The following is an 11477-nucleotide window of genomic DNA, read 5'->3' as shown; positions in this document are numbered from 1 at the left end:
TCGTACCCCCTGCCCGACGGAGCCGACGTCCACATGAACTCCACCCCACCGCCCCCGGACAACCCCGACCTGCTCTCCCACCACATGTTCGACGTCCTCGCCCATTACTCCACTCTGCTGGTCCAGGACGACAACGCAGACCTGGGCGAACCCGATCCCGCATGGTTCGGCCCCTTGGCGAAGGACTGGATCAACACCGCTCCCGGCGTCATCGGCATCGGAGTCGCCCGCCCCTTCACTGTCCCCGTCACCGTCGACGTGCGCCGCACCCCGCCGGCCGATGACGACGCGGAAATGCGGCAGGCAGATCACGTCACCCAAGCCGGCCTCGCGCTCCCCTCCGGACGCCTGCTGGTCTCCACCCTGGGCCTCGAAAGCGACCCGCCCCGCACCCTCCTCACCCCTGGCAATTACGCCGTGCGTGTCTACCAAGAGCTTTCAGCGCTCGCCGGATCCCGTAGGACGCGAGCGCGGCCAGCGGGACGGCAGTGAGTGCCACGAGGAGCCATTGCTGGGCGTAATGCGTGGCCATGGTGGGGGTCCGGCTGAAGGAGATCATCGGCTTCCACGTGTAGTACGCCAGGACCATGATCACTTGGGAGAGCGTCGCCCGGGTCACGGCGTGCACGGCGCTGGGGGCGGTGCTGCCGAGCACGAAGACGATCACCACGTACGGGAGGTAACCGGAGGCCAGGCGGGAAGCGGCATCGACGGTCTTCCCGTCCCCGTCACCGGCGATGGCGATGTAGGCGGAGAGGGCGCCGGCGACGGTTCCGATGGCGATGGTGGTGACGGCACGGGGCAGTCCCCTGAGGAGTGGGGAACCGAACCGGGCGGGCGCGGATACGGGGGCGGAGGCATCGGCGGGGCCGGCGCTTGGGGGAGAGGTGGGAGAGGTGGGATTCAAAGCCATGAGGCAAGTTCAGAGCGGGAATGTGCGCGTACGGTGCCCTGTAAATGACCGATTGGCTGCAAAAGCGTAGGCATCCGGTCACAGCAGACGCCGGCCGCCGACAGCCTGCACGCCCCGTACAGAGGCGGCGCCGAAAACGACAGCGTAGGGACTGGCGCGTCGCGTCCGGCGTTCGCCGCGGTGCCGGGACGACCCCGCGGCGAACGGCCGGCGGCCGGTCAGGCCTCCGTGGCGCGTACGGCTCGGAGGCGGCGTGCGGCCAGCGTGAGGACCGCGCCGAGAGCCACCGCGCCTCCGGAGGCCAGGCCGAGCCGCACCGGGTCGGCATCCGCGCCAGTGGTCGCCAGCGCGCCGCCGGCCCCCGTACCGCCCGACGACTGTGCGACAGCGCCGCCCTGGCCACCGTTCCCAGCGTCCTGTGCGTCCTCGCCGGAATCGGCGGACTCGGCTCCGGAGTCAGCGGCCCCGGTTCCGGAACCGGCCGTGGCGCCGCTGTCCCCGTCCGGCCCGGCCGCATCCGTGTACGCCATCAGGATCGGGGCGGTGTTGTTCTTCTCGTCCGGGTCCGTCGCCGGGTCGTACGGGACCGTGATGCTGCCCCGCGCGCCCTCGACCCGCTTGTCGATACGGACCCGGAGCTTGGTGCCGAAACCGTCGGGCCCGAACGGGCACACCGCCTTGCGGTCCCTCTCGCCGCCCTTGTCGTACGCGCAGTACAGGGCTTCGTCCTGCTCGTCGGGGCCGAGCGGGACCAGCGTGGTGCCCTCGGGCAGCGTCAGCCGCATCTGGTCGCCCGCGGACGCGCTCGCGGCGCGTGGGGCGGCACCGCCCGCCGTACCCGGTCCGGCGGTCACGGGGAACGGCACCTGGGTGGTCACCACGTGACCGACCTTGCCCTTGATCGTGAAGCCGACGGCCTTACGGTCGGAGGTCTGCGTCGTCCGGAACTCCAGATGGGCGCTGTCGGCGCCGAAACCGCTGCCGTCGGCCGACCGCAGTGTCAGCGGGGCGCCGGTGCCGTGCGGGGCCTTCGCGTCCAGGCCGAGGTACTCGGGCGGGCTGCCGACGCCCCACAGGTACACGCCGATGCTGCCGCCCATCGCCGTCTTGCCGACCTTGGCCTTGAACGCGTCGGCGACCTCGCGTGCGGCCCCGACCGGCAGCCCCTTGGGAAAGTCGCACTGGGCGATGGTCGGCGCGTCGAGCCGGTCGTACCGACAGTTGCCGTACCGCGCCTCAAGCGTCGCGCCGGATGCGGTCACCTGGAGCGACACGCCCTCGTCGAGCGGCACTTCCCCGCTGTTGCCGAACGCCGGCCGGAACGAGATCTCGGCCCCCGGAGCGACCTGGTCGAGCGGCTTGAACTGGCGCGCCGTCAGCTTGGGCGCCCCCACGACGAACCGAGTGGTGTGGTGGACCGCGGGGGCGTTGGAACTGGTGACGGTGAGCCGGACGGCACCGGTCTCGCCCTTCTTCGCCCCGGCCGCGGGCTTCAGCGTGAACGGCGCGAGGTCGGTCCGCTGGTAGAAGTCACCGAGCGAGCAGGTGGCGACGTAATCGGCGAGTGTGCAACTGCTGTTGTGCGTCTGCAACTCCGCCTTGCCCTTGAGGTCCGAGGCGTCGATCACCGCCTTGACGTCCTTGAGCGTGCGCTCCTCATCACTGCCACTGCCACCGGCCGCGAAGGAATAGGAGAAGTCCGGGGGACGCACGGAGCTGTCCAGGGGAAGGTAATAGGCCTGAGAAGCGTGCATCACCCGGATCTGCGACTGCGACTGCGACTGCGCCTGCGCCTGCGTCTGCGACTGTGACTGCGCCTGTGATTGAGACCGCGACGGCGATTGCGACTGCGCCGCCGCGCCGTTCACACCGATCGTCAGCACCAGGCCGGCCAGCGTCGGCACGACGACCAGCCCCGCGCGGACCCCGCGCTGCCACTTCCCGGGCACAACTCCTGTTTCTCTAACGCTCATACGAGTTCAGACACCACAGCAGCCCGAAGAGTTGTACCGGTAACAAACATTCGCACGGTGCACCTCGGGCCCCGCACACCCACCCCCACGCAAGCCGGACAAGGGAACCGCCAAGGCCGTACCACCCCGCCCCGCACCGCCCCCCACCGCCCCCATGAGCCGTCGCCCCGCCGCCGACCGGCTGCTGGAGGCCTCGTACCCGCCGTACCACGCCAAACCGGCTGCCGAGTGCCCATGCCCGCCGACCCCCACCCGGCTTCCACACCGCCACCCCACCCACCACCACCATCACAACACCGCACTCGGGCAACAACTGGCAGCGAACCCCCAGAGCCGCCGTAGGTACCTACCACCATCTGATCGACAACCGCCTCCTATCCCGGCACCACGAAGCGGTAGGTGGGGCATCTACGGCGGCAGTAGCGGCGACAACTGCGCCTTCACCGCTGCGTGGATGCGCCCGGACACATTCCGGCGAGTGATGATCTGCTGCCTCTCCACTTCACGCAGATGCTGAACGGAAACCCATAACCCGGCCCTGATCCCCGACACCCCCGGAAACCGCTGCGCATTTTCCTGCAAGCAGGTCGGCCACAGCCCCAACCACGGCGGAGTCCTGCTCCCCGATGTCCTCCGCTGGCTGTGGCAACCGCCCACAACCTGAAGAGACCTGTCCGAACCATCACTCCAACCGAGCCGCACCAATGCGAAATCCCAATGCCGACTGCCTGACGAATCCCGTCGAGGAAGGGCCGGATATGGCTCGCCGTCGGCGCACTCGCAGGGCCGCCGCCGACTTAGGTGCTGACCTTCGGTACGATGCACCTGGTCAGCTGGCGCCACGTGCATGGACCTCCAACGGTTGCCCGCGCTTGCAATCCGCAGTGCGGTCGTCGCAAGCACGGCCTGCTTCCCTTACCGGGAGCTGCGGATCAAGACGGAGCGGTTAGTGAAAACGCCCTTCTGGCTTGATTCGCCAGACGCCAGACGCCAGACAAAGGCACTGGCCCATCGCCCGGAAGCTGCGGGATGGACTTCAAGGTCACGGTGGGCACCATGCGAAACCAAGGGGTTTCGCATTCGCAGATGAATAGGGGACGAGGGTGTCCAACTTCCATCCGAAGGATGGCCCGGAGGCGGTCCGGCAGCAGCCGGCCGAGAAGAAGAACGGTCGTTTCAAGAGGGGGATCGGCGGCTCGCTCGCCGCCATAATGATCGTTGCCGCCGCCTCCGGCTGCGGGAGTGACGACAAGAGCGACAGCAACAAGCCGGCCGCAAGCGCACCGGCTTCGGCGAAGGCGGAGGCGTCTCACAAAGCGGCCCCCGCTCCCACGCCCAAGGCCAAGCCGACCACAGTGCTTTCCCTCACGGGTTCTGGCATCAAGAACACCAGCACGTTCAAGGTCGGCAACGAGTGGACGCTGTCCTACACCTTCGACTGCACCGAAGCCATGAAGGCTGTCGACGGTAAGGGCAATTTCATCGTATTCGACAAGAACGACAAGCTGGTCAATGAGATGGGCAAGACCGGCAAGGGCAGTATCCAGCAGCACACGCCGGGTACTCGCCAGCTTCAAATCATCAGCGAATGCGAATGGACCGTAAAGGTCACTGGTTAGGTGCAATGATCACGGGAGTTGCTGCACACTGACAGGGCTTGATTATGACGAAGACCTCCGGTGTGGTGAAGGTGCCTACGCGCACGTCTCACCACGCGAAGGTCTTCGTTCCCACCCTGAACCTCCCCACCGGCTGCGCAGAGGGACGGGCTGCCTCCATCCGTTCGCTGCTCGCCGTTCGTCCCTTCGCCAATGATCAGCCTCCCGCACTGGCCGACGAGCACGCACCGGCCTACGACGAGGATGCGCTGCCCGACCTGCCCCTTCTGCCCGATCTGTGCGCCCGGTACGTACGCAGCAACTCCTCCAGGGACTAGCGGTGCCCTTCGGCAAACACCTCCAGGCGCTGCGCGTACCCGCCCCGTCCGTCCTCGCGTACGGCGCCGAGAACACCGTCAAGATCGCCTCGGATACCCCGACGGTACTCACGAGTCGCGACAGCACCGGCTCTCGCGAGCAGGCCGACGGTGATCACCATCCAGGCGGCCGCCGATAGGCGCACGAGCTGGGAGCCTGAGAGCTGGGCTTGAAGCTGCCGTAACGGAAGCCTCTACCGTCCTGGGCAGGGCCGGCGATTCCGGCCCGGTGAAGCACGTGTGAGGGAGGCGGCGATGGCCTGGCCGATCGCGGAGATCGCTCGGATGTCGGGTGTGACGGCCCGGACACTACGGCACTACGACGATATCGACCTGTTGCCGCCGGCCTGGATCGGGGCCAACGGCCACCGCTACTACGAGGAGCGCCAACTGCTGCGGCTGCAGCAGGTCCTCGTGCTGCGGGAACTGGGCCTCGGACTGCCCGAGATCGGCCGCATCCTGGCCGCGCAAGTCGACGAGCTGGAGGCCCTGCGGGGCCACCACCGTCGGCTGCTCACCGAGCGCGACCGGCTGGACGCCCTGGCCGGCACCGTCGCCCGCACGATCACCGAACTGGAACAGTCCAGGAAGGACGGCACAGACATGATCAGCATCAGCCGGCCGGAGAACCTGTTCGAGGGCATCCGGCCTGCCCAGTGCATGAAGGCCCTGCACGGCTTCCCGGAACTGACCGGGGCCGTCGAGCGGCGTACCGCAACGCTGAGCAAGGCCGCGATCGATGCCGACGAGCGCGAGCGCACGGCGCAGATGATCCGGCTGGCCGAGCTGTTGGCCACCGGCCTGCCCGCTGACGCCGATGCGGTGCAGGCCGAGATCGACACCCAGTACCGGACGCTGGCCCAGAGCCGGGCAGCCACCGCCGAAGAGTACTGCGCGATCGGGCGTTGCTGCGTGGAGAACGAGCACTGGCACGCGGCGTACGAGTCGATCGCGCCGGGCCTGGCCGCATACCAGCGGGCTGCCATCGAGGCGTACGCCGCAACTCGGTTGCACTGAGCCGGGACCGGGCCGCCGCGACGGGGGTGCGGCGGCCCTGCCGGGCCGGGCCCTCACCCGTTCCGCCGACGCAGGGCCAGCAAGCTCTCAGTGAGCCAGAACCGGATTCCACTGACGCAGCCAACCGGCCTTCTCTATGCGACGACATGGCTCGGGCTGCCGGCCGAAGCCGTTCGCCTGACTGCTCCACCAACCGTCGGCACCGCTGTCAGTGACCCTCGCTCCCACAATCGCCGGATGGGCCACAGAAGAATTCTTTCTGCCGCCCTGCCGCTGCACCGTGCACCACGACTGCCAGACCGGCCAGTTCACCCTCGATGGGGACACGTAACCGTAGACAAACGACCACTGTGCGGACGAGATCGAGCCTGAGGGCTTGGGCTACGGCCCAGACCAGGCGCCAGACGCCAGGCGCCCGCCGTCCCTCTCGTACCTGCCGTCGTAATCCGACTGTGCGTCGCGCAAGAAGACGCCGTGCATGTGAACGGCGCGCGGGACGCGGGGGATGAGCGCCGATGGGTTGTCGCCGGGGGCCGTTCGCGCTGGCCGGCAACGGACCGTATCTGGTCGACCGTGTCGACGGAGGGTTGCACCAGATCGGTGTGGTTTCCGCGGTCACCGGGGAGTGGGAGACCGACTACCGGGCCCGAATACGGGGCCTGCCAGTACGTACCGCAGTGGACGATCTGCACGACGTGGTACGCGGAACCGCCGCGACGTACGGACGCATGCCCGCGGTACGGACCCTGCGTCAGAGGCTGCCGGGACTGTCGCCCGCGCAGGCCATAGAGTACGTGAACGCGATACTGACAGGTGATGCGCCAGAGAGTCTGGTGGCCATAGCCACCACTCACCTGGTGGAGCCACTCGATCCGGTGCTCGCTGTGAAAACCATTCGCCCCGGTGCACCTGGCCGGACCACCTGATTGTGGCCGGGGCTGGCAGATCCGTCGCTAAGGCGTGGGAGACGGTGCGGCCGGGCGGCCTGTCCAGTTCTCGCCCGGCCCGGACACGGGGTGGGCGAGAACCAGACAGAGCGACAGCTTTTGGTGGTGCCGCGATCGGAGGCAGCGGAAGTTCTGGCCGAGGCCTTGCCTCGCCTCCGGCCCTCAGGCGTTCGTGCGCAGACGCGAGGCAGAACTCCCGGAACGGATACAGGCCGCGGCGTCGGCGACCGTAGAAGACGTCGTTGAACCCGGGCATGGACTCGATACTCGCTGTGGGTTACCTGGCGTCCGGGTCAGATACCCATTCCAGGATGTCATGCCAACGAGAGTGAGGGACGTCCAGAGCCGCCGGATCGATTTCTCGCATCTGCTCGGTCAAACGCTCGCAGGCTCCCTCGGGATCGAGGTCTTCAGCAAGTTCCTCGTCGTAGTGCGGACGCTCGACCTCAAGCAGGTACAGGGAATGGACGAAAGAGTACAGGTCCTTGTTGAGCGGGTAGACATTCTCCTCGTCCTGGGGGAGGCACAGGACGGCACCGGTGGCAACGTCGAGGGCGATGTCGTCGTACGGGATCATGCCGAGCAGAACCCAGTCCGCCGCATTGGCGGGAAGGTTTCCCCAACGGACATTCAGGTCCTCGTAGCACGCGCCGACCGCCTTGAGTTCCGGGTCGGACCGGTCGATCAAGTCGAACCATGGGTTGGCGCGAATCGGGAGCCCCACCTCCCGCAGGAAACGGCGGCTGGCTTCACACTCGATTCCTCCCAGCTCCTCCTCTGGCCAGGTAACCAGCTCCTCCTCACTGAACCGAGTTTCCAGCGTTGTCCTGTCGATGGTCGTCATGCGATGCCCGGTCCTTTGTGCTTGCTGAGTTGCGCGGGCGGTCAACACTGGCCTCGGCCCGTCTGAACCGCCCGTGAATCACATCATCATTCACATACCTCGGCCATCGAGGCTGGGAGCCCCCGGGCACGCGGCCGATGCCACGCTGCGCCAGGTCGCCACCGACAGTGAGACGGCGCCGGTGAGCGGTGACACTCCCGCCCTCGACGAGGGGGAGGCGAGGGCCACATCCGGCTGGAGCCGAGCAAGGCCTGAGCTGGGGAAAGCCGACGAGCAGCGTGACGACGGCGAGCAGCAGGAGCAACAGGAGAAGCAGGACGAAGGCTCATCATGCGGCGCCTTCCTCGGGGAGCCGCAACCCGGCCTCGGGCGTTGTGGCGTTGGGTGGCACGACGCCTTTGCTCGGTCACCAGACGGCGAACCTTGCACCTCACGCGCGCTCACGGGACGTCAACGGCGTCCCAACGCCGACGGGTTGGGTCGCCGCAGTTCAGGCCCGATGCCCGGTAGCTCGAGGACTAGGACCACTGGCCGCTCGCTGGGCTCCAGCCTGTCGAGGACGCGGCTGAACGCGCCGCGTTCCGGACGATCTGTGCACCCAGGCGCCGGCAGCGCTTGCTCGGTCTTGTGGCCGTAGGCAATCTTCCTCAGCCGCTCGCGTTCGGCGGTGGCTGGCGGAACTCCCGACGGACTACAGCAACTGGCACGGACGAAGGCCGGTAGAAGGAAGCGGAACGCGACAGGCCCGTAGCCTGCCGTGTCCGCTCCGCAGTCCTCGGGCGACAGCTACTCCGGCCGCTCCGCGCGACGCCGCCGGTGGTACGAGAGGGTGACGGCGCCGAGCAGCGGCCCCCAGGCGACCAGGGGCAGGTAGAGGAATCCGACGATGATGTTGCCGAGTGTGGTCATGTCAGGGTGAGGAATCGCCCACCAGGCGACGAACGGCAGCCACAGGACGGTCAACGCCAGCGCGCCGAAGCCGGCCGGGACGACGGCCGCCATGGGGTGGACCCTGCGGCCGCCGAGCAGAGGGATCCACTGCGGGAGTATCACGCCCCAGGGTCGGACAAGGCCGAGTGTGAGCAGTGCGAGTGCCTCGCCGGCCACACTGAGGCCGATCACGTACACCGTGCTCCAGCCGGTGACGCCCATCGCCGCATAGCCGACGTCGGTGTACCCCGCCGGGTGGCCGGCCGCCAGCAGGAGGCGCCAGATCCCGGTCGGCAGGGTGACGAGCGCGGCGACATGGGCGGCCCGGATTGCCCAGCGGGGCGGGGGCGGAACGGCGGGATCGAGCGCAGCGGTGGTCATGTGCACCATCCTGTCGGCGTGTCCCCGTCAGAACGTCGGTGCCGGGAATGAGCTTTCGGAGCGGCCCAGGATGGAGATCTGCATCTCCCACTCACCCGTATGGGGGAGGGGTACTCGTTCTGCCCCACCTCGCCGTCCCCTGAACCTGACGAGAGAGCGAGGACAACAACAGCTGCCGCTTCAACCCCGAAGGAGAACGTCGGCAGCCGACCATTCAGCATCCGGCGACGGATTTCACTGGCTTGCTGCCTCTGGCCTGCCCCAATGCTGCTGATGTTCCTCACGAACATCCAGCCTCGCAGAACCCAGAACCTGTACGTCCAGCTGGTCACCGTGCATGGCGAACACCACGACGCACACCATGCCGGCCGACACGTCACGGCGGGCGATCAGCTCGGAGACGGCCAAGAAGGGGGACGGCGCCGTGCAGGCCGCCGTAGCCGGCCGGGACCAGCAGGCCGAGAAGCCTGGGAACGCGCATCGCGGCCAGAGCCTGCTGCGGAAAGGCCGCCTTCCCGCCACTTTCGACCGCGTACCGCTCCACCCTGCTGAGCCGGGAGCCGGGAGCCAGTCATCGGGCCAGCGCGGAGTCAAGGGCCTTCACCCGGACGTCTGCCCCGGTGGAACGCACGCTTCGCACGGCCCGCCACAGAGCTCGGCCGTCTCGGAGTTGGCATCCGCGATCGGGTCATCGGCGAGCGTCACCCCGAAGTTGGCCTGCACGGACTTGGGCTCAGCAACCGGTCCTTGGCGCGCAACTCCTGATCAGGGGTGAGGTAACGCCGTACCGTGCGGATCGGGCTGGCCGAACACGAGTCGAACGCACGAGCCGCACGCACGAGCCGCACGCACGAGCCGCACGCACGAGCCGAACACACGAGCCGGCCGGATGACCAGGGCCGGTGGGAGCGCCACGCTCGGAAGTCGTCGCGGAGACGCTACGACGGGAATGGGGCGGGCGCTGATGCCGTCCCCCCTCCAGCCGATGTTCGCCCAGAGACCGTACCCGTCTGCTGCCCGCCGCCTTCGCGAGGCCAGCCCCATCGACCAGGTCGTACCTCCCCGAGGCGGACCCTTGAGGCGAAGGAGCGCCAAGATCAGCCCACGTCAGGGACCAGCGGGCGAGCAGCTAGCAAGAGATCAACGACGTAGGCCTCTTCCACCACTTCTTCAGGAAATGCCTCACGCAGCCGTTCACGCTCCTCGGTCAGAAAGGCGCGGTTCGCGCTCTGGCCGAGGACGAGGAAGGCGGAGCGGCTGCTGATGTTGGCGAGGTGGGTGTCGAGAGAGACGGTGCGCTGCCAGCGGATGTGTCGGCGCGTGACCTGCAGCCCGGTCAGGCCGGCGAGCCGGACGGCTTCGTCGTCGTCGGGACGCACTGCGGAGCGCGCGGGTACCCCGCAGTGCTGCGCGATGCGCTGGTGCTGGGCACGGATCCATGGGACGTCGAAGGTTGTGGTGTTCCACCAGATGGCGAGCGTACCGCCCGGTCGCAGGACCCGTAGTGCCTCCGGGACGGAACGGCTGGTGTCGGTCCACTGCCAGGACTGCGCGTACGTGATGAGGTCGTGGGAGGCAGCGGCGAGGGGCAGACGGTTGCCGTCGCCGCGGACGATCGGTACGTCCGGCAGGACCCGGCGGAACTCGGCAGCCATTGCTTCCCCCGGTTCCACGCCGATCACTTCGGCGCCCCGTTCGCGCAGGAGCGCGGTCGCCATGCCCGTACCCGCGCCGACATCGGCGGCCCGGACCTCCGCCCAAGGACGCCGCAGGAACGCCTCGACGGTGTCGAGGAGCGCCGGCGGATACGAAGGGCGGCTCGCCTCGTACTGGGCGGCAGCGGCGTTGAACGCATGAGCACGTGAGCTGACAGCCATCTGCCCATCATCGTGCCTGGGGCCCCGGAACCGGATTTCGGTGATCGTTTCCGGCCGTGCTCACGAGCACCCGCTCGTGCAGAACGCGGGGGCCGGCAGTGGCTGCCAGTGACGCGTCCGCGTAGGCGGTTCGGGAGTTCGTAGAGTGGCCGCACCAGTGAAACGGGGAGGGGCTATGCAGATCGGGGAGCTGGCGCAGCGTACGGGGGCGAGCCGACGCTCGATCCGCTACTACGAGCAGCAGGGGCTGCTGGAGGCGCAGCGGACGGGCAGGGGATGGCGCAGTTACGACGAGCGCGCGGTGCACCGGGTGCTGAACGTACGAGAACTGCTCGCGGCCGGGCTGCGGGTGGAGGACATCCGCCAGGTGGCGCCCTGCCTGGACATGAAGACAGCGGACTTCCTGGCGTGCCAGGACAGTCCCGCCGAGGTCCTGGCGATGTACGAGGAGCGCCTGGCCGTGGTGGAGGCGAAGGCCGCAGAGCTGGCCCGCTACCGGGCCGAGCTGATCGAGCGCATCGCGCAATTGCGCGCCGGCCGGCCGGACGTGGACCTCGGTGAACTCCTGCGCCAGGCCGAGGCAGGCTCCGCGGCTTGAAGGTGACACCGGTGTCAGTACT

Annotated in this window: 9 protein-coding genes; 5 read left to right on the top strand and 4 right to left on the bottom strand. The window is 68.3% G+C overall.

Translation table 11 applies throughout. The features are described from left to right. The first annotated feature begins 33 nt into the window (after positions 1-33). Positions 34-492 (top strand): hypothetical protein, encoded by a 459-nt coding sequence (locus tag AB0L45_RS30120; RefSeq protein ID WP_365845466.1) that lies wholly within the window; start codon positions 34-36, stop codon positions 490-492. Between the two features lie 639 nt (positions 493-1131). On the opposite strand, the gene AB0L45_RS30115 is transcribed toward AB0L45_RS30120, so the two are convergent. Continuing rightward, positions 1132-2862 (bottom strand): hypothetical protein, encoded by a 1731-nt coding sequence (locus AB0L45_RS30115; protein ID WP_365845464.1) that lies wholly within the window; start codon positions 2860-2862, stop codon positions 1132-1134. Positions 2863-3989: 1127 nt separating this feature from the next. On the opposite strand from AB0L45_RS30115, the gene AB0L45_RS30110 reads away from it, so the two are divergent. From AB0L45_RS30110 to AB0L45_RS30100, 3 genes are all read left to right on the top strand, one after another. Beyond that, complete coding sequence (locus AB0L45_RS30110) at positions 3990-4505, top strand: hypothetical protein (protein ID WP_365845462.1); 516 nt, start codon at positions 3990-3992, stop codon at positions 4503-4505. 44 nt (positions 4506-4549) lie between these two features. Beyond that, positions 4550-4822 carry a hypothetical protein gene (locus tag AB0L45_RS30105; RefSeq protein ID WP_365845460.1) on the top strand — a complete coding sequence of 91 codons (273 nt, stop codon included), beginning with the start codon at positions 4550-4552 and terminating at the stop codon, positions 4820-4822. Positions 4823-5116: 294 nt separating this feature from the next. Continuing rightward, positions 5117-5878: a MerR family transcriptional regulator gene (locus AB0L45_RS30100; protein WP_365845458.1), complete on the top strand. Its 762-nt coding sequence runs from the start codon at positions 5117-5119 to the stop codon at positions 5876-5878. Between the two features lie 1224 nt (positions 5879-7102). Here the strand turns inward: AB0L45_RS30100 and AB0L45_RS30095 are convergent. From AB0L45_RS30095 to AB0L45_RS30085, 3 genes are all read right to left on the bottom strand, one after another. Next, a complete protein-coding gene (locus AB0L45_RS30095; protein WP_365845456.1) occupies positions 7103-7669 on the bottom strand; it encodes an SUKH-4 family immunity protein in 567 nt (188 codons plus the stop codon). Positions 7670-8455: 786 nt separating this feature from the next. Continuing rightward, a complete protein-coding gene (locus AB0L45_RS30090; protein WP_365845454.1) occupies positions 8456-8980 on the bottom strand; it encodes a hypothetical protein in 525 nt (174 codons plus the stop codon). Between the two features lie 1097 nt (positions 8981-10077). Next, a complete protein-coding gene (locus AB0L45_RS30085) occupies positions 10078-10857 on the bottom strand; it encodes a methyltransferase domain-containing protein (RefSeq protein WP_365845452.1) in 780 nt (259 codons plus the stop codon). Positions 10858-11032: 175 nt separating this feature from the next. Between AB0L45_RS30085 and AB0L45_RS30080 the strand changes: the two genes are divergently transcribed. After that, positions 11033-11455 (top strand): MerR family transcriptional regulator, encoded by a 423-nt coding sequence (locus tag AB0L45_RS30080; RefSeq protein ID WP_365845450.1) that lies wholly within the window; start codon positions 11033-11035, stop codon positions 11453-11455. Positions 11456-11477 lie beyond the last annotated feature (22 nt).

It is taken from the genome of Streptomyces sp. NPDC052496, assembly GCF_040679095.1.
Taxonomy (GTDB): Bacteria; Actinomycetota; Actinomycetes; order Streptomycetales; family Streptomycetaceae; genus Streptomyces.
This window is presented reverse-complemented; position numbering and strand designations above follow the sequence as displayed.

Excerpts from the sequence above, each read along its gene's own strand:
- AB0L45_RS30085 (WP_365845452.1), bottom strand. The coding sequence starts at position 10,857 with ATGGCTGTCAGCTCACGTGCTCATGCGTTCAACGCCGCTGCCGCCCAG.
- AB0L45_RS30080 (WP_365845450.1), top strand. The coding sequence starts at position 11,033 with ATGCAGATCGGGGAGCTGGCGCAGCGTACGGGGGCGAGCCGACGCTCG.
- AB0L45_RS30100 (WP_365845458.1), top strand. The coding sequence starts at position 5,117 with ATGGCCTGGCCGATCGCGGAGATCGCTCGGATGTCGGGTGTGACGGCC.
- AB0L45_RS30095 (WP_365845456.1), bottom strand. The coding sequence starts at position 7,669 with ATGACGACCATCGACAGGACAACGCTGGAAACTCGGTTCAGTGAGGAG.
- AB0L45_RS30120 (WP_365845466.1), top strand. The coding sequence starts at position 34 with ATGAACTCCACCCCACCGCCCCCGGACAACCCCGACCTGCTCTCCCAC.
- AB0L45_RS30105 (WP_365845460.1), top strand. The coding sequence starts at position 4,550 with ATGACGAAGACCTCCGGTGTGGTGAAGGTGCCTACGCGCACGTCTCAC.
- AB0L45_RS30090 (WP_365845454.1), bottom strand. The coding sequence starts at position 8,980 with ATGACCACCGCTGCGCTCGATCCCGCCGTTCCGCCCCCGCCCCGCTGG.